The 20,775-nt window shown below is 42.3% G+C and carries 23 protein-coding genes; all 23 read right to left on the bottom strand.

All coding sequences use genetic code 11. The features are described 5' to 3' along the window. Nucleotides 1–49 precede the first annotated feature (49 nt). The 23 genes from V5M37_RS00355 to rnmV all read right to left on the bottom strand — a co-directional run bounded on the left by V5M37_RS00355 (nucleotide 50) and on the right by rnmV (nucleotide 20,664). A complete protein-coding gene (locus V5M37_RS00355; RefSeq protein ID WP_423800305.1) occupies nucleotides 50–487 on the bottom strand; it encodes a S1 domain-containing RNA-binding protein in 438 nt (145 codons plus the stop codon). A gap of 93 nt (nucleotides 488–580) precedes the next feature. Then, a complete protein-coding gene (locus V5M37_RS00350) occupies nucleotides 581–964 on the bottom strand; it encodes an FtsB family cell division protein (RefSeq protein ID WP_423800304.1) in 384 nt (127 codons plus the stop codon). Between the two features lie 12 nt (nucleotides 965–976). Then, on the bottom strand, nucleotides 977–1,609 hold the full coding sequence (gene yabQ, locus V5M37_RS00345; protein WP_423800303.1) for a spore cortex biosynthesis protein YabQ: 633 nt from the start codon (nucleotides 1,607–1,609) through the stop codon (nucleotides 977–979). Then, nucleotides 1,606–1,908 (bottom strand): sporulation protein YabP, encoded by a 303-nt coding sequence (gene yabP / locus V5M37_RS00340; RefSeq protein WP_213148319.1) that lies wholly within the window; start codon nucleotides 1,906–1,908, stop codon nucleotides 1,606–1,608. Before yabP ends, yabQ begins: the two co-directional genes overlap by 4 nt. A gap of 113 nt (nucleotides 1,909–2,021) precedes the next feature. Beyond that, on the bottom strand, nucleotides 2,022–2,300 hold the full coding sequence (locus V5M37_RS00335) for an RNA-binding S4 domain-containing protein (RefSeq protein ID WP_213148320.1): 279 nt from the start codon (nucleotides 2,298–2,300) through the stop codon (nucleotides 2,022–2,024). A gap of 77 nt (nucleotides 2,301–2,377) precedes the next feature. Beyond that, a complete protein-coding gene (mazG, locus tag V5M37_RS00330) occupies nucleotides 2,378–3,850 on the bottom strand; it encodes a nucleoside triphosphate pyrophosphohydrolase (protein ID WP_423800302.1) in 1,473 nt (490 codons plus the stop codon). A 1-nt stretch (nucleotide 3,851) separates the two neighbouring features. After that, entirely contained in the window at nucleotides 3,852–5,474 is a 1,623-nt protein-coding gene (locus V5M37_RS00325; protein ID WP_423800301.1) for a putative polysaccharide biosynthesis protein, read from the bottom strand. Between the two features lie 79 nt (nucleotides 5,475–5,553). Beyond that, nucleotides 5,554–6,090, bottom strand: coding sequence for a stage V sporulation protein T (spoVT, locus tag V5M37_RS00320; protein WP_423800300.1), 537 nt, complete (start codon nucleotides 6,088–6,090; stop codon nucleotides 5,554–5,556). A 222-nt stretch (nucleotides 6,091–6,312) separates the two neighbouring features. Then, nucleotides 6,313–9,849, bottom strand: coding sequence for a transcription-repair coupling factor (mfd, locus tag V5M37_RS00315; RefSeq protein WP_423800299.1), 3,537 nt, complete (start codon nucleotides 9,847–9,849; stop codon nucleotides 6,313–6,315). Between the two features lie 86 nt (nucleotides 9,850–9,935). Beyond that, nucleotides 9,936–10,166: an anti-sigma-F factor Fin family protein gene (locus V5M37_RS00310; RefSeq protein ID WP_213148323.1), complete on the bottom strand. Its 231-nt coding sequence runs from the start codon at nucleotides 10,164–10,166 to the stop codon at nucleotides 9,936–9,938. Nucleotides 10,167–10,291: 125 nt separating this feature from the next. Beyond that, nucleotides 10,292–10,855, bottom strand: a complete 564-nt coding sequence (pth, locus tag V5M37_RS00305; protein WP_423802554.1) for an aminoacyl-tRNA hydrolase — start codon at nucleotides 10,853–10,855, stop codon at nucleotides 10,292–10,294. 238 nt (nucleotides 10,856–11,093) lie between these two features. After that, nucleotides 11,094–11,729, bottom strand: coding sequence for a 50S ribosomal protein L25/general stress protein Ctc (locus V5M37_RS00300; protein ID WP_423800298.1), 636 nt, complete (start codon nucleotides 11,727–11,729; stop codon nucleotides 11,094–11,096). 119 nt (nucleotides 11,730–11,848) lie between these two features. Then, complete coding sequence (locus tag V5M37_RS00295; RefSeq protein WP_213121142.1) at nucleotides 11,849–12,805, bottom strand: ribose-phosphate diphosphokinase; 957 nt, start codon at nucleotides 12,803–12,805, stop codon at nucleotides 11,849–11,851. Between the two features lie 24 nt (nucleotides 12,806–12,829). After that, nucleotides 12,830–14,203 (bottom strand): bifunctional UDP-N-acetylglucosamine diphosphorylase/glucosamine-1-phosphate N-acetyltransferase GlmU, encoded by a 1,374-nt coding sequence (gene glmU / locus V5M37_RS00290; RefSeq protein WP_423800297.1) that lies wholly within the window; start codon nucleotides 14,201–14,203, stop codon nucleotides 12,830–12,832. A gap of 320 nt (nucleotides 14,204–14,523) precedes the next feature. After that, nucleotides 14,524–14,814, bottom strand: coding sequence for a septation regulator SpoVG (spoVG, locus tag V5M37_RS00285; protein ID WP_003347151.1), 291 nt, complete (start codon nucleotides 14,812–14,814; stop codon nucleotides 14,524–14,526). Between the two features lie 151 nt (nucleotides 14,815–14,965). After that, nucleotides 14,966–15,340, bottom strand: coding sequence for a 2-iminobutanoate/2-iminopropanoate deaminase (gene ridA, locus V5M37_RS00280; protein WP_423800296.1), 375 nt, complete (start codon nucleotides 15,338–15,340; stop codon nucleotides 14,966–14,968). A gap of 16 nt (nucleotides 15,341–15,356) precedes the next feature. Next, complete coding sequence (purR, locus tag V5M37_RS00275; RefSeq protein WP_423800295.1) at nucleotides 15,357–16,175, bottom strand: pur operon repressor; 819 nt, start codon at nucleotides 16,173–16,175, stop codon at nucleotides 15,357–15,359. 54 nt (nucleotides 16,176–16,229) lie between these two features. Beyond that, nucleotides 16,230–17,099, bottom strand: coding sequence for a 4-(cytidine 5'-diphospho)-2-C-methyl-D-erythritol kinase (gene ispE, locus V5M37_RS00270; protein WP_213148329.1), 870 nt, complete (start codon nucleotides 17,097–17,099; stop codon nucleotides 16,230–16,232). 258 nt (nucleotides 17,100–17,357) lie between these two features. Then, a complete protein-coding gene (locus tag V5M37_RS00265) occupies nucleotides 17,358–17,546 on the bottom strand; it encodes a small, acid-soluble spore protein, alpha/beta type (protein ID WP_423800294.1) in 189 nt (62 codons plus the stop codon). A gap of 190 nt (nucleotides 17,547–17,736) precedes the next feature. Continuing rightward, a complete protein-coding gene (veg, locus tag V5M37_RS00260) occupies nucleotides 17,737–18,000 on the bottom strand; it encodes a biofilm formation stimulator Veg (protein ID WP_213121148.1) in 264 nt (87 codons plus the stop codon). Between the two features lie 243 nt (nucleotides 18,001–18,243). Further along, nucleotides 18,244–19,134: a sporulation peptidase YabG gene (gene yabG, locus V5M37_RS00255; protein ID WP_423800293.1), complete on the bottom strand. Its 891-nt coding sequence runs from the start codon at nucleotides 19,132–19,134 to the stop codon at nucleotides 18,244–18,246. 98 nt (nucleotides 19,135–19,232) lie between these two features. Beyond that, the gene (rsmA, locus tag V5M37_RS00250) at nucleotides 19,233–20,111 is read right to left on the bottom strand and encodes a 16S rRNA (adenine(1518)-N(6)/adenine(1519)-N(6))-dimethyltransferase RsmA (protein WP_423800292.1); all 879 of its coding nucleotides are present in this window, start codon (nucleotides 20,109–20,111) and stop codon (nucleotides 19,233–19,235) included. Continuing rightward, on the bottom strand, nucleotides 20,104–20,664 hold the full coding sequence (rnmV, locus tag V5M37_RS00245) for a ribonuclease M5 (protein ID WP_423800291.1): 561 nt from the start codon (nucleotides 20,662–20,664) through the stop codon (nucleotides 20,104–20,106). The genes rsmA and rnmV overlap by 8 nt, the downstream gene beginning before the upstream one ends. Nucleotides 20,665–20,775 lie beyond the last annotated feature (111 nt).

The following is a 20,775-nucleotide window of genomic DNA, read 5'->3' as shown; positions in this document are numbered from 1 at the left end:
CTGTCTTTTTGTAAAGCCTGCTCTATTTGATTAAAAAGTCTGCAGCAAGTTAACCCCGTTTAGCTCCTCTTCCGCCACGCTTGGACTCGGTGTGCCGCTTTAGGGAAGATAAACGATCTTCACTGTCTTTTAAAAATCTTGCCATTTTTTGCTCGAAGGATTCCGGCCTATTATTATTATTACGATCGTTTGCCCTTCCTTGACGAGGACGTTGTGAATGGGAATGCGAATGTTTTTTCTCTGGTTCCGGTCTATCTTTAGCCTTCTTGATGGATAGTCCAATCTTTCCATCTTTCTCAACATTAAGAACCTTCACTTCAACCTGGTCGCCAACTTTAAGATGGTCATTAATATCTTTTACATAGTTGTCTGCGACCTCACTGATGTGAACGAGTCCTGTTGAACCATCCGGCAGCTCCACAAACGCTCCGAAATTAGTAATGCCTGTCACCTTTCCCTGTAACTTGCTGCCTACTTCGATTGACATAAAAAAAATGTTCCTCCTTAAAAATTTAAAAATCAACTTACTATATATTATACAGAAGGGGAAAATTGAGTGTCAATAACACTACTTATTGGTTCATTTTTCCTTCTTTTCGTCTGGAATATTAAAGATTATTTCGTTCTTGTCCGAGAAAAAATACTCTTTGCGGGCAAGCTTCGCAATGTAATCATCATCATTTAATTTGACGATGTTCTCTTTTAATATCTTCTCTTGCTTTTTTAAATCTGCCAGCTGATGATCAAGCTTCCGCTTCTCCGCCACTTTCGCCTCCAAGATTCTTGTTTGGGAAAGATAACTGGATATCATAAAATAAGAAAGCAAACAGGCAAACACAAAAAACAGCGACAGCCTTCTAAGAAGCAGCTTTTTCCTGCGTGCTGATGCAATTTCAGCATATTCCTGCTGCTGGACATAAGCTGTTTGGATTTTTGATACTGCTTTTTGTCGTTCTGCTCCCATTTATATCCTTCCTTACTCTTTTCTTTTTCTCAACTTGTCCATCCACTTACTAATATAATTCACGATTTCCTTGGATTTTCCTGCCGTTCTATTATATAACTTCTCGACGGATTTTTTAATACCTTTCGGCAAAAGTTTCCAAAAAACAAACAAAATCTTCTTCACAATGACAAATAGCACGTTCAGGATATAAAGAAGGACCTTCCAAATAAATTTGACAAGGGATAATAACCCCCTGCCAAATGTTAAGAGGATGGCGATGACAAGCTGGATTAGTCCGACAATTGGTTTATAAATTAAGAGGAGGAAAGTTCTTTTTGTAAATTGGGAGACGGAGATGACAGTCTCAATCAAAAGCTCCAGGAGCCTCAGGTACATCGCTTTTATTAAGCTTTGATAAGCGGCGAATCCACATAGAAGAGCAATAAAAATATAGAACCGCAATTCTCCGTTATTCGCTAAAAATAACGCGTAAAATATTAGTAAGGCTTGAATCATCCAAAATAACAGATCATTTAAAAATACAATCCAGCCTTTTCGATGGGGCCTCTTTAAAAACCGATGGTACGTGTCAAGCATGGCGCCAAATAATGACCCCATGCCAATCATAGAAAGCATCGTCAGAAATTGCGTAGAAAGGGTCATTTGAATAACTTGCTAAAGAATCCCTTAGCTTTCTCCCCATGGTGTTCATCAAGATAGACCAAATCGAATATTTTCCCTTTAATTGAAACGATTCCTTTTTCAACATCGAGGTTTTTCATTTGCAGGTTTTGTCCCTTGATCGCTAAAAAGCCCATTGAAGTTTCTAATAAAAACTCCTCATTATCAAAGCTTTCCACTTGCTTTACACCGGTAATATCTAGAAGCTTTCTCCCTCTCATAATCACATCATGGTCAGGAATACTGCTTTTAGCAGGAGTATTATCATAATATTGGCTCATCCTTCATCCCTCACAATCATTTGTCCAGCTTCAGCGCCAAGGCGCTTGAGCTTTTCTATTTGTACAACCTTTTTGTACATTTCTATGTGTGAGGTAAAAGAATTAGAACATCATTAGTCGTTTTGCTCCTCGGAATAGCCAACGCGTTCTTCTTTTAGAATTGTATACATTTCCGCTGCTTCTTCCTTACGGGTAGTCTCCTGAATTCGTTCAATTTTGACGGTAATTCTCCTAGGACCGAGGCGGAGTGTTAATTCATCTCCGACCTTTACCGTGGAACTTGCCTTTGCTTCCTTGCCGTTGATTTCAATTCTTCCTTGGTCTGACACTTCTTTTGCCAGCGTTCTTCTTTTAATTAACCTTGATACCTTTAAAAATTTATCTAAGCGCATGTTAACTCTACCCCTTCTAAAACCCCTTAAATTTTGGGTTAATTCCAGCATTGATGCATGAGAACCGTCCCCATGCATCATAGCCCTTTTAATTTTGCCTCATCCCAGTATTGGTCCAATTCCTTTAGGGAATGGGCTCCGATCGCTTTTCCGCTCATTTTTACCTTCTCTTCAATGTACTGAAAACGCCGGATAAACTTTTCATTTGTTGCAAACAAAGCTTCTTCCGGATTAATTTTTAAAAATCGGGCGACATTGACAAACGCAAACAATAAATCGCCGAATTCTTTATTTGCACGGGCACGGCCTTCTTCCGTTCCATCAAGTTCGGCAATAAATTCATCCAGCTCCTCTTTAACTTTCTCCAAAGCAGGGCCGATTTCCTTCCAATCAAAACCTACCTTTGCCGCTTTCTTTTGAAGCTCATAGGCACGCAGCAAATTAGGCAGGGCCAGCGAAACTCCAGCAAGCAAGGAGACATCAGCATGTTCCTCCCCTTTTTCCTGCTTCTTAATCTCCTGCCAATTCTTGACCACCTCATCGGCATTGGCCGCTTCAGCATTTCCAAAAACATGAGGATGGCGGCGGACCATCTTCGCGGACAAGCCTTCAATCACATCCTCAATGGAAAAATATCCATCATCCTCGCCAATTTGCGCGTGCAGCATAACCTGCAACAGAACATCTCCCAATTCTTCGATGAGATGGTCAATATCCTCGCTATTAATCGCCTCAATCACTTCATACGTTTCTTCAATTAAATATTTCTTTAATGACTCATGGGTTTGTTCTTTATCCCATGGGCAGCCATTTGGTCCCCTCAAGACGGCAATAATGTTGCGCAGCTTGGGGAAGGTTCTCCATAAAATTTCTTCCTCCTGTACCGGAGGAACATAGATGGACCTTAAATTATCAATAGATAAATTCCGGTCTAATTCATATAAAGGTATTTTCATAATTGACTCTTCCTGACTGCCTGCTGCCGAGACAATATATACCTCATAATCATCCGGGAGCTGCTCCATTAAGGTTAATTTCACATTCGAAGCAACAAAGGCATCATAAACCTGGCTGATGATGATATGCTGGTCTATTTGGATCTGGCCAGCCTGAAGCGAAGTGCCGTCTAACAGCTGAAACCCGTCGATGGGGTCAATTTTTAAAGAAGTGAATAAGGCATCGATAAAGCTTTGACCTCCGCCAATGATGATTTCAACCCCGGCCTTTGCCCCATTTTCCAAAAGAATTTGGACCGTCCGCTCTGCCACAAGGGGATGCCCCGGCACAGCATAGGTTACTGATTCCGATTGCGCCTTCTCCAGCAAGGTTTCGGCAATTTCCTGATAGACATCCTCAAACTGCTCATGCTTTTCATAAACGGAATCAAACGAAGTATAAACCATTCCTTCTTTTACTAACTCTGCGACTACCGGATGCTCCTTTGTTCGCAAAAAAAGCCGCTGTCCTTTAATAAGTTTTCGATATACGCCGACCTGCAGCTGCTCCAGGTCGCCCGCACCTAAGCCGACAATTTCAATTTTTTTCGCCATATTATCTTCGATCCTTTCGAGCCATAAAATGAATGAGTTTGCTGCCAAACGGGAAAAGGGCAAGCTCTTCCTCAAGAAAAGTGCGTCCTCTAATAATAATCAACGTAAATAGAATTCCACCGGAAAATACCGCACTTAAAGACTGGATAGCTGCACCGAAGCGGCTTAATCCAAGTGGTTCTAATAGATGTTCTGCCAGAAACAGCCAGCCTTTCAAAAATAGAACCATGGCTAGCGCCGCAAAAAAAACAGTCCCTATTAAGCGAAGATTAAAAAGCGGGAAGGCCGCTATTTTTTTAAAATGAATAATTAATAAAATGATAATAATGCCAAGCGACAACAAAGTAGAAAGAGCTGCCCCCATTGTTCCTAACATTGGTACGAATATCATATTTAGTACATACTTAACGGGAAATATTGCAGCTACCGCCAAAGCTGGAAGGGCAAAACTGCCTAATCCCTGGAGAATGGCGACAATTGTTGCAATCAATGATGTAAACAAAATAACAAAACTAAGCATCCCTAAAACATCTGAACCATAATCATTCTCAAACAGCATAGTGTTGGCCGGGCGAATAATCGCCCATAATCCAGCCGAAGCCCCTACGCCAATAACGATACTTACCTTTAGCGCCAATTGAATTTTGTGTTGTAAAAATTCCGGTTTGGAAGTAAGCCTCTCGCGGCTGATCAACGGCACCAGGGTTAACGACATCGAAGAAGCTGCAATCGTTCCCAGCTGGATGAGCGGCTGACCGCGGTCAAAGATTCCTTTTAAGCTTTTTGCCATATCCCCGGGCGTTCCATTTGAAACGAGCAGAGAATAGAGGTTTAAAGAATCCGCCATTTGAATAAAAATCATCAGCATGCCGCTGACACAAATAGTAAGTCCTTGAAACGTGAGCGCCTTAAAAATCCGCTTTACCTGAAGGGCGTTTGTCTTTAAATTCCCTTTATTTGGTTCCATTAGCTTCCATTCTTTACGAATCCACAAGAACATAAACAAAATAAGGCCTGAAACCAAACTGCCTGTAATCGACCCAAACATTGCTCCCCCGCCGACAAGATAGAGAGAAACCCCCTTTTCCATTAATAGCCATGATAGAAAAAGAATCGTAACAACGCGGATTGTTTGTTCTGCCACTTGAGATAAAGCGGTCGGTACCATATCTCCTTTTCCCTGATAATAGCCCCGCAAAACGGAGACAAATGGAAAGGTTAAAAAAACGATCGAAACCACCCGGATGATGACGGCCAGATGAGGATCCTTCATCCAAATAGACAGCTGGCCGGCCCCAAAATAAAGAACAAGAAAACAAAGAAGACCGAATATCTGCAAATAGATAAACGATAAAAAAAGAAGAAGGCGAGATTTTTCCTGGTCGCCTTTTTCCAGCAGCTCAGCATACAGCTTTGATATGACAACCGGAAATCCGGTAGTAGAAAGAACAACAGCCACCCCGTAAAAGGGATAAACCTGCTGATATATGTAAAAACCGATATCCCCGACAATGTTTTGAAAGGGAATACGGTAAAAGGCACTTAAAATTTTGGTGATCAGTGCCGATAAAGCTAAAATAAAGGCCCCTTTAAACACAGCCTTTGAAGGATTGATATTTTTCACAGTTTCACCTGCCTAATAATAAGCATAAGCGGAACCATTATAACATTAAAAAAGGCAGCGCTGGCTGCCTTTTTTAATATTATTGCTCCATTTGCCTAGCGAGGAATCCTGCGGCCGTTTCAACAGCCTTTTGCTCGACCTCTCCGAGGGAGCCTTCCTTTGAAAAAATGATAACTGCTCCAATCGGGTCGCCATTTGCAATTATTGGCCCGATTGTATAAGATGTTACTGGTTCCTCGTTACCCTCAACCAAGGCAACATCGCCCTGCTGGGTACTGAGCATGGAGTTGCGATCCTCCATTGTTTTCTCGACTAAATCACTGATATTTTTATTTAAATAATCTTTCTTAGAACCGCCTGCAACAGCAATATACGCATCTCTATCACAAATTAAAACAGGATTACCGAGGCTATCAAATAGGGCTTCTGCATATTCTTTGGCAAAATCGCTTAACTCGCTGATTGGTGAATATTTTTTTAAAATGACTTCTCCGTCTCGATCCACAAAAATCTCTAACGGATCCCCTTCACGGATACGCAAGGTTCTGCGTATTTCTTTAGGAATAACAACACGACCCAAATCATCGATTCGACGAACAATTCCAGTTGCTTTCATCCAATGTTGCCTCACTTTCATCTGATGATTTTTCAACTTGGTGAGTGACTTAATTTCCTTTAATTGAAATCATCACCAACTTTGAACTTAGTATCTTTCAACTGGAAAGTTCTATTCACATAGGACATATTTTTTTCACATATTCAGGAAAGATTCCCAACATCACATAAAAGGGCATAACCCCCGCTTTAATGCGTTAATGTTGGGGTCAGGCCCTTTTCGTTAATTCACAGGATTTCCCTGTTCTTTTTTCGCCAAAGAAATTCCCTTGATCATTTCAAACACAATATTAAGCCATTGTGCAGTCTCAAGGTCCTTTGTTTTAATCATGATTTTCAGCTTACGTCCTTCCATACCCGGGGTAACGGCCCTTCCGAAGCGGTTGCCAATATGGAAAAGCTTGCTGCCTTCAATCGTGTTTGTCATTTCTTCCGATAATAAAATCGTGACATCCTGCTTGACCTGTTTAATCAGCTCTACGCCATTTTGGATGGCGTATACCTTCATTTCGGCAATTTGGAATAGGTAGCCGACCTCGTCAGGATATTCGCCAAAGCGGTCAAGCATCTCAGACTGCAGCTCTTCAATATCCTCCAGTGCCACAGCTCCTCTAAAGCGTTTATACATTTCGATTTTTTGATGGCCGTCCCGGATATAGGAATCTGGAATATAAGCATCAATTTCAAGGTCAATTTCTACTGTTGGTTTAGCCTCAGCCTTAAGGTCGCCCTTCCGTTCCTCAATTGCCTCTTTGAGCATTTGCGAATAAAGGTCAAATCCTACCGAATCAATAAATCCATGCTGTTGGGCACCAAGTAAATTTCCCGCACCTCGGATGGACAGGTCCCGCATTGCAATTTTAAAACCGGAACCTAACTCGGTAAATTCTTTTATCGCCTCAAGCCGTTTTTCAGCTACCTCTGTCAAAACCTTATCCTTTCGATAGGTGAAATAAGCATAGGCCACCCTGTTCGATCTTCCGACCCTGCCGCGGAGCTGATAAAGCTGGGAGAGTCCCATGCGGTCGGCATCATGGACAATCAATGTATTAACATTCGGTATATCGACACCAGTTTCAATGATGGTCGTACTGACAAGAACATCGAAATCACCCGCCAAGAAACCCAGCATCACTGATTCAAGCTCGTTTTCCGACATCTGGCCATGGGCAAAGGCGACCCTTGCGTCCGGGACCAGCATGGAAATTTCCTCTGCCTTCCGGTCGATATCCTCAACGCGGTTATATAAAAAGTATACTTGTCCGTCGCGGGCAAGCTCGCGCTCAATAGCTTCCCTGACTAAAGAACCGTTGTATTCCATCACATAGGTTTGCACAGGGAAACGATTTTCCGGCGGCGTTTCAATGACCGATAAGTCCCTGACGCCAAGCATCGACATATGCAGTGTTCTCGGGATCGGGGTTGCCGTTAGGGTTAACACATCAATATTTGTTTTCAGCTTCTTGATTTTCTCTTTATGTGTAACACCAAATCTTTGTTCCTCATCAATAATCAATAACCCTAAATCATGATAAACAATGTCTTTTGACAGCAGACGATGGGTGCCAACAACTATATCAACAGTCCCTGCCTTCAGCCCCTTAATTGTTTCTGTTTGTTGTTTTTTCGTACGGAACCTGCTTAATAAGCCGATATTAATCGGAAAATCTTGAAATCTTTCTCTTAATGTTTCGTGATGCTGCTGTGCTAAAATCGTCGTCGGAACAAGGAATGCCACCTGTTTACCGTCGGCAATCGCTTTAAAAGCGGCACGGATTGCCACCTCTGTTTTCCCATAACCGACATCGCCGCATAATAACCGGTCCATTGGCCGCGGCCTTTCCATATCCTTTTTGATTTCATGAATCGATCGAAGCTGGTCATCTGTTTCACGGTAAGCAAACGATGTTTCAAACTCCCGCTGCATATCTCCGTCCGGCGTAAAGGCGTAACCGACTGCCGCTTCCCGCTCGGCATATAATTTGATTAAATCGTCGGCAATATCCTCTACTGATGATTGAACCTTTTTCTTTACCTTCTTCCAATCAGTGCCGCCAAGTTTATAGATTTTCGGCTCTTTTCCTTCGGAACCGACATACTTTTGGACAAGGTCGATTTGTTCTACAGGTACATACAGTTTATCTGTCCCTTGATAGCGGATATGTAGATAATCCTTATGAATCCCGTTTATCACTAGAGTTTCAATGCCTAAATACTTTCCTATTCCATGATTCACATGAACAACATAATCGCCAATCTTCAACTCCGAGTAGCTTTTAATCCGCTCGGCATTGGATAGCTTTTGACGGCTGGAGGACCGTTTCACCCGTTTATTAAAGAGCTCTTCCTCCGTAATAACGGCAATTTTCTGAATTGAAAGTTCAAACCCTGTCTGTAGATTTCCTCTTATAATCTGAATTTTCCCCGGTAAAAGCTGCTGGTTCTCGGAGGTAATACTTGCGTCAATTTCATAGTCTTCGAGCACCCGTTCTAGCTTAGCAACTCTCTCTTCATTAGCCCCTAAAAATAAAATGGTATAATTGCCTTTTTTCCATCTATCTATTTCTGATTTCAACAAATGCATCTGCCCGTGAAAATTCTGCATCGACCGGCAGGAAATATTAATAATATTTTGCGGGCTTGTATTGGCCACATGCCGTAAAAATAACGACATATAAAGAATTGGAAATTGTTTTCTTTGCAAAAACGTCTGCAAATCGTGGGATATTTGTACATCATGGATAATTTGCCCCTCAGCAAGCAAAGCTGTATACCACTCAGCCTCCTCTTTCACAAGGGATTCATTCATCTCTTGAATCCTGCTGATTTCATCAATTATAACCAGCCCATTCTTAGGCAGATAGTCTAGTAAACTACTAGGGGTTTCATAGGCCAATGACAGGTATTTAAAAACCTGATCAGGCTTTTGGCCATTTTTCAACTGCTCGAGCTCGAAGCTGATATTTTGGCTAAGCTCAATTTTTGCTTTATCATTTTTTAATTTCCTTAGACTAATCCCTAAACCATCTTCTATTTTTCCAACCATGCGGCTATAGTGTTCTGCCTCTAATAATACCTCTGTTGCTGGTCCGATAAAGACCTCCGATACCTTTTCCTTTGACCTTTGGTCCTCTAGAGAAAAATAACGAATTGAATCGATTTCGGTATCAAACAGTTCAATCCGCAGCGGGTTTTCCTCTGTTAATGGATAAATATCAATGATGCCGCCTCTTACACTAAATTCTCCCGGTGTGGATACCATTTCTCCCCGTACATATCCCATTTGCACGAGAATGTTTAACAAGGACTCAAGATTGATATCTTCTCCTATTTTTAAGGAAAGCTGGTATTTTTCCCACAGTGATTTTGGAGGGAGGATTTTCTTTAATCCGGCAATCGGGACAATCATGATTCCCCTGGTCTGTTTGCTCCAATAATTTAAGGCTTCCATCCGCTGTGCCTTGAGCTCTGGACTGGCAATGCTCATTTCAGCAGCAATTAACTCATTTGCAGGAAAAAGAAAAACTTCCTTTTCATTCACTAAATTTGCAATGTCATCATAAAGTTTTTGTGCCTGCAGCAAATTATGGGTGACAACCATTATGGGTCTTTTCATTTTTTCGTAGATTGCAGCTGTCAGCACTGTTCTCGATGAGCCGGAAAGGCCCGCAATAAGCTGTTCCCTTAAGCCCTCTTCCACTCCGGAAATAACCGAGTAAATATCTTCCTGCTGAAGAAATAGTGATTTTAACCCCTCCAAGGTTTCTCCTCCTCCCGTACATGTTTGCTTCTATCAAGTTCATTTCTTAAATAGAAAAACGCTTTGGATTTTCCCTCCAAAGCTGGTTAATGAATAAGATAATCATATTGGTGAAAATCTGGATTCTTCTCTAATGCTTCCTGACAGTCCTCGCAAATTGCCTTTATATGAATTTCTCCCGAATTATCATAAGTAACCATATCCTGTCTCTCTTGGTCCGTTAATCTATGAAGCCCAAGCGCTTCCGAATGGATCGATGTTTGCTGAATTGAACCAAGATTTGAGCCACAATGTCGGCAATGGTAATGGATGGCCATACAATCCCTCCTGATCTCAAGATTCCCTAATAATAGTATGAACCTTGCAGGAGGAACTTATTCATTCTCCACTCTCCCGTTTCTTGTCTTTATTGTATGAGAGATACTTCTTTATCATGAACAATTCACTGATTATAATCGTTCATAACCTGCAAAAATGGCCTTTCCAGCCATGCCTCACAGGCATCTGCACTTTTTTCCACCGCTTCTTTGATTGGCTGCTGCTCTTCCGGGCGGAACCTTCCCAGCACATAGTCAGGAACACTGATTCCCGGAGGGTGCGGCCGGTCAATTCCAATCCGGATACGGCTAAAGGCTTGAGTGCCAAGATGGGCCACTGTTGATTTTATTCCATTATGACCGCCTGGACTTCCCTTTTGGCGCAGGCGGATTTTCCCAACCGGCAAATCCAGATCATCATAGATAACGACCAGATCTTCTAGCTCTATTTTATAATAATCCATCACCGCACTGATAGATTCGCCAGATAAATTCATATAGGTCAGCGGCTTTAGCAGCAATACCTTTTCCCCTTTGTGATTGCCCATGCCGTACAATCCTTTAAATTTTGACTGATTAAGGGGGATCTGCAGCCGGTTAGACAATTCGTCAATGACTTCAAAGCCGACATTGTGCCGTGTTTGGTCGTACTGCTTCCCGGGGTTGCCTAAGCCAACAATTAATTTCATAGGGACTCCCGCCTCCTCTTCCTGTTTCGCCCGCCTGTTAAAAAAATTTTTTAACATTGTCTACTCCTGTATCTATTAGTTATGTAAATGAAAACTCGCCGATTGGCGAGTCCGATAGGACGAAGACAGAGGGGTAGTTGAATTTATGCGTTAAGAACGTATAAAGCTTTCGACAGAAAGTTTATACGTTCTTATTAGCCAACAAAAGACGTAACCTAAAGCTAGGTTACGTCTATTTCTATTCTTTCCCTTCAGGCTCTGTTTCCCTGCCTTCTTCGTTGTCAGGGTGGCCGCCCTCCTGCTGCTCGCCAGCATTAATTTCCTCTTCTACCTTAGGAGGCAGAATGGAGGCAATTACTTCACTATCCTCATGATTAATCGTAAAATCAAAAGCTGGAATATCCCCCGCCAGAATAGTTTCGCCTACCTGCAAATGAGAAACATCTACTTCAATCTGCGGCGGAATATTGTCTGGTGTAGTCGTAATGGAAAGCTGATGCAATGGCTGCTGCAGAACGCCGCCGTCCTTCACGCCAGCTGCTTCTCCAGCCAGAACAAGTCTTACATCAACTGTTACTTTAGAAGACTTATCAACGGCCAGAAAATCAACATGAATAACTTCTTTTTTAATGGCATTCTCTTGGTAAGCCGTTAATATAACATCCTGTTTGCTGCCATCAACATCGAGTGAAATGATTCCGTTTCTGCCTACAGCGCGAATGGTTTTTGTAAAATCAGCCCCACTGACAAACACCGGCTTGCTCTCAACCTTTGCTCCATATACCACAGCAGGGATATTGCCGTTATCGCGGATTTTCCTCAATTCCGAACGACGCAGCTCCTTCCGCTCCTTCGCTTGTAAAACAGTACTCATGTTTAGTCCACCTTCCTAATTCATTTATCTATATAAAATTTCCCCAAAAAAGGAAGGTCTAAACATATTTGTACTGTTTCTCTTTAAAAAAGCGGGACTGTTCACCTGTTCACATTAGATTAATCAAACAATGTGCTGACTGATTGCTCTTCGTGGATGCGAATAATCGCTTCGCCGATTAATGGCGCAACAGACAAGCTTTGGATTTTTTCAATTTTCTTTTCTTCCGGAAGATCAATAGAATTTGTTACAACCAATTCTTTGATTTTGGAATTCTGAATTCTTTCAATGGCAGGGCCCGATAAAACTGGATGTGTACAGCAGGCATAAACTTCTTTTGCCCCGTTTTCTACTAACGCGTTAGCGGCAAGGGTAATGGTGCCTGCTGTATCAATAATATCGTCAATCAAAATGGCAACTTTGCCTTCAATGTTACCAACAATATTCATAACCTCTGCCACATTTGGTCTTGGACGGCGTTTGTCGATAATTGCGATAGGCGCCTTGAGGCGTTCAGCCATTTTTCTGGCTCTCGTTACGCCGCCATGGTCTGGCGAAACAACCACAATATCACCATTTAATTCTTTATTTCTAAAGTATTCCGATAAAATCGGCACACCCATAAGATGGTCGATCGGAATATCGAAAAATCCTTGAATCTGCGGTGCATGCAAATCAAGGGTCAACACGCGGGTCGCACCGGCAGTCTCAAGCAGATTGGCCACTAATTTCGAAGTGATTGGTTCACGGGCGCGCGCTTTCCGGTCCTGACGGGCATAGCCATAATAAGGCATAACAATATTGATTGTTTTGGCAGAAGCCCTCTTTAGCGCATCAATCATGATTAATAGTTCCATGATATTTTCATTTACTGGTGCGCTTGTCGATTGGATGACATAGACATCACAGCCGCGGATACTCTCTTCAATATTAATTTGAATTTCACCATCACTGAATCTTGTAACCGAGCTCTTTCCAAGCTCTACCCCAATTACCTTGGCAATTTCTCTAGCTAGTGCAACATTGGAGTTTAAACTAAATACCTTTAAGTTTGGATCTAAATATTGGTTCGACATGAGGGCCCTCCATTTTAATTTCGCTTATTTCTTTATATTAAGCTTTTCAACATAATTTTCTTTATTCACTTGATGTGCTCTGGCAATCGCCAATGCATTGCCTGGAACATTCTTTGTGACAGTGGAACCAGCAGCCACATAGGCTCCTTCACCAATCGTAACCGGGGCAACCAAGTTAGAATTACAGCCAATAAACACATGATCTTCAATCTTTGTTAAATATTTATTTTTACCATCGTAATTAACCGTGATAGAGCCGCAGCCGATATTGACGTCGCTGCCAACCTCCGCATCACCGATATAGCTGAGATGGGACGCTTTGCTTCCTTTACCGAATACAGCCTTTTTGATTTCCACAAAGTTGCCGATTTTCACCTCATCAGCAATTGCAGAATCCGGGCGGATATGGGCGAACGGTCCAATATTGACATGGGAGCCAATCGAACTATTATAAGCGGCAGATTGACGGATAACCGTCTCATTGCCAACATGGCAGTTTGCAATTTCTGTATGTGGACCAATGATGCAATCTGCCCCGATAATAGTGTCACCTTTTAGGATTGTTCCTGGATGGATAACCGTATCAGGTCCAATTTGTACATCAGCTTCGATATAGCTGTTTTGCGGGTCTATAATGGTTACCCCATTACGCATTTGGGCTTCATTAATGCGCCCGCGCATAATCCGTTCTGCTTCTGCCAAAGCCACGCGGTCATTAACCCCTAGAGTTTCATCCAAATCTTCAGTTTGGTAAGCTGTAACGATTTCTCCCTGCTTTTTCAAGATTTCAATAACGTCCGGTAAGTAATATTCTCCCTGTACATTATCATTTGAAACATTTTTCAGGGCATCGAATAAAGCCTGATTATCAAAGCAGTATGTTCCTGTGTTTATTTCATTGATTTTCCGCTCTTCTTCCGTGGCATCTTTATGCTCTACGATTTTTTCAACAAAACCGCTTTCATTGCGAACAATACGGCCATAACCGGTAGGATTATCGATTTTTGCCGTAAGAATCGAGGCTTTTGCCTTTGCTTCTACATGCTCTTTAAATAAAGCCTCCATCGTTTCTGCTTTAATGAGCGGCGTATCTCCGCATACGACTATCGTTGTTCCTTCTTTCCCCTCAAGCATGCTGGCAGCCTGCATCACCGCATGAGCTGTCCCTAGCTGCTTTTCTTGCAGGGCATACAGACTCTCATCACCTAATTGGGCCCGTACCTTTTCAGCACCATGGCCGATGATGGTCACGATATCCTTAACATCAAGTTTTTTGACTTGATCTACAACATGCTGTACCATTGGTTTTCCGCACACTGGGTGCAATACCTTATAAAGCTTTGATTTCATCCGCGTTCCTTGCCCGGCGGCCAAAATCACAGCATAACGATTAGACATGGACTGATCCTCCATTTAATTAACCTTTTTATCCCGCATTAACGGGCAGTAAGCCCCGCTGGGCCAACTGCCCGTAAAAGCCCGATTCTGTTCAACTAACAATCAGTGGGTAAAAACCACCCAATGATTGAAGTTTCACTTTATCCACTAAAAATATTATCGTATATGGGGTTTCATTTCAAGGAATGAACGAAATGTGTCTAATGTCATAATATTGCGCTTTTTTAAGATTGGGAAGATTACTTTTGAGGGGGGGATGAGAGGGAGTTTTAAATAATAAAAAGAGCCTTACTCAGAAGAAAGGCCCTAGTTGATTATCTTCAGGAAGCTCCGGCTTCTTCGAATTCTACTTCTAATTCACCTAGACGGTGGTACTCAGCCAATACAGCTTCTTGGATTTTTCCACGTGTTCCTGAATTGATTGGATGCGCAATATCACGAAATTCTCCATCAGGAGTCCGTTTACTTGGCATAGCGACAAACAAACCGTTGTTTCCGTCAATAACGCGAATGTCGTGAACAACGAACTCATTATCTAATGTGATTGATGCAATCGCTCTCATACGACCGTCAGTATTAACGCGGCGTAGTCTTACGTCAGTTACTTCCATGTGCTCACACCCTTTTCTCAATGTTAGATTAATAATTCAACAAGATTTTGCGTTTTCCTTCTTTATTTTTAAAAAATTTTTTGAAAAATTAGGGCAAATTGGTGAACATTTGTAAATTTTGGCTTTTGGCTGACAAAAAAAAACGCCCGTATTATTTTACGAGCGCTACTACTTCGATTTCAACTAAAGCGTCTTTTGGAAGACGAGCCACTTCTACGCAGGATCTGGCTGGTTTGTGGATGGAAAAATATTCTCCATAGACTTCATTAACTTCGGCAAATTCGTCCATGTTTTTGATAAAGACAGTGGCCTTTACGACGGTTTCTAATGAAGCACCAGCTTCACTCAGAACAGCCTGCAAATTGCGGAACACTTGATGTGTCTGTTCTTTTACATCCCCTGTTACCATTGTTCCTTCAGCAGTTAACGGAATTTGTCCAGAGCTGTAGAACATATTGTTTACAATAATACCTTGCGAGTATGGGCCGATTGCAGCCGGGGCTTGATTGGTTTGTACAACTTTCATCGTATATTCCTCTCCTTTACCTATCAAAAAAGTTTCCCACTTCGACATTGATACTTTTTTCTTTAACATCTACATACGATAGCTTAACTAACGATAAGTAGTCATCCACTAACCGGTCCTCAGTTTTCTCCGCTTCGACTAAAACAGCAATCCCAGCTACGTGGCCGTTGAACTCCTCAAGCATGCTTACCATACCTAAGACTGTACCGCCCGCCTTCATAAAATCATCAACAATAAGGACATTTGCCCCTTCCTTCATGCTTCGCTTGGAAAGAACCATTGTTTGTATCCTTTTGGCTGAACCTGACACGTAATTAATACTGACAGTCGGCCCTTCCGTCACTTTGCTGTCCCTTCTGACAATTACGACCGGAACATTTAATTGACTGGCAACGGCATACGCGAGCGGTATGCCTTTTGTGGCTATTGTCATGACGACATCAATTTTTGCATCCGCATAGGCCGAAGCAATGATTCTTCCTGCCTTTTGAACCACCTGCGGACTGCCTAAAATATCAGTCAAATATAAATAGCCGCCAGGCAACAGCCGGTCAGGACTGCCGATAAGCTGACAAAGTTCATTAATGAAAGGCTCAGCTTCTCTCTTGCTTACCTTGACGAAAAATTTAACACCGCCCGCTGCTCCTGGTACAGTTTGCAGCGTTCCGATTCCCCTTTCTTCAAGCGTCTCTTTGACAATGGCCAAATCTTCACTGATTGAGGACTTTGCCGAAGAATAACGCTCCGCAAAAAAGGTAAGCGGCACTAACTGGCGAGGATGATCGAGAAGATAACTTGTCATATCTATCAAACGTTCACTGCGGCGAAATTTCATAACAACCCCCCGAATCCGAATATTCTAATTAAAGGATACTATTATTGTGCGCCTTTAATCAAGCGTATGCCGTTCACCTAACATTCTTACTGCAAAAACCTGGTCACAAAATCCGCGCAGGCCATTATAAATACGATGCATTCTGGAATCGTGCTGAACCAGCCCAAAAACGGTCGGACCGCTGCCGCTCATTAATACCGCATCTGCACCGAATCGTTTCATTTGGTCTTTTATTTGTGCTACCTCTGGATGAAGGTGTAAAGTTACTTCCTCTAGCACGTTGCCAACATGCTGGCACACCTTGTGATAGTCATTTTGCCCAATGGCATTAATCATTTCGTTTATATTTGGGTGGGTGATTCCGTTTACATCCAAACGCCGATATACCTCAGCAGTTGAGACACCGATGAACGGCTTGGCCAAAATAACCCAGCATGTCGGCGGCGCTGGCAGTTCGGTGATAAATTCCCCTCTGCCCTTTGCCAGCGCTGTCCCACCGTACACACAAAAGGAGACGTCTGAACCAATTTCACTGCCAAGCTCGGCCAGTTCATCCAACGTCAGTCCAAGATTCCATAGCTTGTTAAGACCCCTTAAAGCTGCTGCTGCATCGCTGCTTCCCCCTGCCAAGCCAGCCGCAACGGGAATTGTTTTTTCAATGGAGATTGATACACCCTTCTTTACATTAAAACGGTTTTTTAGCAGCAGTGCAGCCTGGTAGGCTAAATTACGCTGGTCATCAGGCACGTACCGATTATGAGAAAGAATATGTATTTTATCCTCCTGTAACAAGGAAAGTTCAACCCGGTCGGCTAAATCAATGGTGGTCATAATCATTTCAACCTCATGATATCCATCGGGCCGTTTATGTAAAACATCCAGTGCTAAATTAATTTTAGCCGGTGCTTTAACTAAAAGCTTCACGCTCGTCCACCTACTTTTACAAATATCCTAAGAGACAGGCTCCTTTTGCCTGCATTCCTGCTTTCCGAATCCATATATTGTCCTATTTTACCACAAAACGACAATTGTAAGACGTGAATCCTATCAAATTTTATATTTTATCATAGTTTTGCTAAGAAATAAGTGATATTTTTAGCCAAGAAAAAAAGCCGGAGAAAATTCTCCGGCTTTGCTGCGGCGTTTAAGTGTTTAAATAAATAGCGGAAGTTCTTGTGGGAATTAAGATTTATGCGAGTTCCTGTTGATTAATTGCTGCTGGGCAAGCTCGATGGCCCGCTTTACCATGTTCCCTGCATCTTTTGCCCGGATGCCGCCCCAGCCCTCTTTTTGGACAACATCGTAAAATCCAAGTTCTTTTGCTAATTCTTCTTTAAAGCGTTCGGACATCATTCCTCTTCTTCTGCCCATCTAAACAACCCCTTTCCTGTCGCAGCATTATTAGTATGAGATAATTTGGGATATTAAATAATTTTTTAATATAGGTCTGTTGATTTCGCTCCAATCAACAGATAGAAGAGTCAGCAAAGGAGATTTTTAGTTCTTTATGAACAGCAAAAAGCAGTAAACCTTTGGTTTACTGCCATGCGTTGATTATATTCTAGCTTAAAGCTGCATTTCCTGCTGCCTCTTCATAGAAGGTAATTTGAACGGTTTCGGTTAAAACATCCGCATAGCTGTAGGAAACTCGTTCGAATGCATTCTCATCCTGATCCAGTTCGATGACAAAAACAGATGGGTATGTCTCTGCTAGGACACCGGAACGTTCAATTGTTTTTCGACGTCCCCCGTTGGCCTTTAGTAACAACCTTTTCCCTAAATTGGAGTCCAGGGACTTTTTAATATCCGCTAAGGTTTTAGTCATTCGGTCCACCTCACTATGTAAAGTATATCACGCTGACATACTTATGTCAAACAAAAATATAAATTATATCAGTCCGACAAAAAGATTGTCAATATTTTTTGTTCTGTTTTTTTTGCTAAATTTCAACATTTCTAGCGTTACCTGAAATGTTTGGGAATATGTATCAAGGGAAAAAATAAACCCATTAGAGCATAGCGAAAGTAGTTTAGTATTGATGACTAGCTTTTCGCCTCTCTAATAGGCCTATTCCTCCTCTTGAACGGGGTGATAGGGCATTCCGGTTCTGAGTACTCCCTTTGTTTCTATTCCTCCCAGTCCTTTTTCGCCTGTAAGTGTATTTCTCAGCACATCCCAAACGTTGATTCTTTCCATAAAAGGGGTAAAACTGATTTTGGCGACGATATAGACCGGGTCAAGAGCGTGAATGTTGATCCTAGATGGGGAGCTGGCAAAGTTTGCGCCGGCATGAATAAGCGATTCAAAATGAGATTGGCATGCGCCCGCAAAGATGACAAGCTGGTCCAAATGGGGCACTTTCCTTCGCGCTTCCCTAACCGTTTCCACAAAGTGTTTAGAATGGCGGTACGCATTGATATCGGTCATCTTCCCTTTTGCTTTTGAATAAGCATCATGTCCGGTGACAACGAGAATGTCGGGACGATAATAGTCCATGTAGCCGCCAATTTTCGCAGGCATCTCTTTTTCATTGCAATGAATCCCTAAAACAGGAACACCGATTTTTTCATATAAGGCCATGCATTTTTTTAAATAGGCAGGGTCGCCATCTAGGTGAAGGACTTTTCCGGGGATTTGAAAATAGCTGCTCGGCTTTACATAGCCGCTGGTGGCTTCGTATTCCTGCCTCTCCCTCAATAAATCGACATCCTGTGTAAAAAGCCTTAAGGATTGCTCCTCGAGCGTCCGGTACTCCTTCGTGAGCTTTAGCCGCTCATTTGGATTGATTACCATCAAATCTTGATATGGGGCATCTGCCACTAGGCGAAAATCCTCGCCATAGAGGATCACCACTGTCTGGCCGCTAATTTTTTGTATATCGATAACTCGAAAGAGAATATCGCAATTATATGAACGTCTGCCGACAATATCATTTATTTTTATATCCACTGTCGTCACTCCAATAAGACCGCAGGTAAGGCCTTCAAATAAGGTTCTTTGATAGGCTATGCATGGGTAGTTGTCCTTGTGAAAAAAAATAGACCTTTTTAAAAGGTCTATTGGAAGTATGCATATAGTTCGTCGCTCAGTCGGCCAAACTCTTCGAGGGACAGTGTTTCCCCTCTTCTTGACGGTTCAATGCCGCTGGCTGCCAAAGCCGCAAGGATTTCCTCTTTCTTTTGTTTGCCATCCGGCAGACCACTTGTTAGGTTGTTTAATAATGTCTTTCTTCTTTGGGCAAAGCTCGCCTTTGTCACCTGGAAAAAGAAGTTCTCATCCTTTACCTGGACAGCACGGTTTTCCCTCCGTGTCAGCCTGATGACCGCAGAATCGACGTTTGGCTGCGGGACAAAAACCGTTTTTGGCACAATCATGACGGTCTCCGCTTCAGTATAATACTGAACGGCGATGGATAGAGAGCCGTAGTCCTTCGTTCCAGGCTTGGCAGAGATCCTGTCCGCTACTTCCTTTTGGAGCATACAAACGATGCCGCGAATCGGCAAATGCTCTTCAAGCAGCTTCATAATAATCGGCGTCGTTACATAATAAGGCAGGTTAGCAACTACCATCAAATCGGAAATGCCAGCAAATTCAGCAGCAATAACCTCACCGACATCAGCCTTTAACACATCATTATGAATGACTTTTACATTCGGATATGGTGACAACGTATCTTGTAAAATTGGCAATAGCCTTTGATCAATTTCAAAAGCAACGGTCTTTTTGCTCGAACGCGCCAGCTGTTCCGTTAAGGCACCGATTCCTGGGCCAATTTCAATGGCCCCTGATTCGTCGGTAAGCTCCGCAAAGCTGACAATTTTTTTTAATATATTTGTATCGATTAAGAAATTTTGCCCTAGGCTTTTCTTAAAGGAAAAGCCGTATTTTTCTAAAATAGCCCTTGTTCTCACAGGGGTAGCGATATCTTTATCCATTACTCTCCTCCTGACGTACCTTGCTTAGTGCCTCGGCAAATTCCTGTTTGCTGATTTGAAACATCATAAGGCGCTTATGCAGCTGCTTACCGTTCGTATAGCCGATTTTTAATAGCTTCCCTAATTGGATTCTGCGTTCCTTAGCGCCTTCCCCGCCGATCAGGCCGGCAGTGATTAAATCATCCTGGCTGATTTCCTCTAAAATATCTTCAAGCATGACTTGTGCTTCTTTTAAAGCTGCCCTGATTGCTTCCGGTGAGGCATGCTCAACTCCGATCCCTTTATCTCTTTTTGCAAGGGCATCCTCTTTTGCCAGGAAGGCGTGTTTACAGCCCGGAACTTGCCCAGCAATCGTTTTTCTTATTTTTTCACCAGGGTAATCGGGGTCGGTAAAAATAATGACTCCCCTTGTTTCCTGAGCACGTTTTATTTTTTCAATCGTGGTTTGATTAACTGCGGAACCGTTCGTTTCAATCGTATCCGCTTCGACTGCCCGATTGATGGCAGTTGTGTCATCCCTGCCTTCCACCACGATAAACTCTTTAATTTTCATTTTTCCTCCAAAAAAAAATAAAATTGAAAAAAAGTTGAAACATTTTTGTAATGTCCATCGTCTATATTAGCGAAACCATTCATAAACTTTAGTAATCATTTGCTTAGGAGT

This window comes from Neobacillus sp. SAB-20_R2A (assembly GCF_049568635.1).
GTDB classification, from domain to species: domain Bacteria; phylum Bacillota; class Bacilli; order Bacillales; family Cytobacillaceae; genus Neobacillus; species Neobacillus citreus.
Note: the sequence above shows the minus strand (reverse complement) of the source record. Positions and strands in the feature narration are given on the sequence as shown.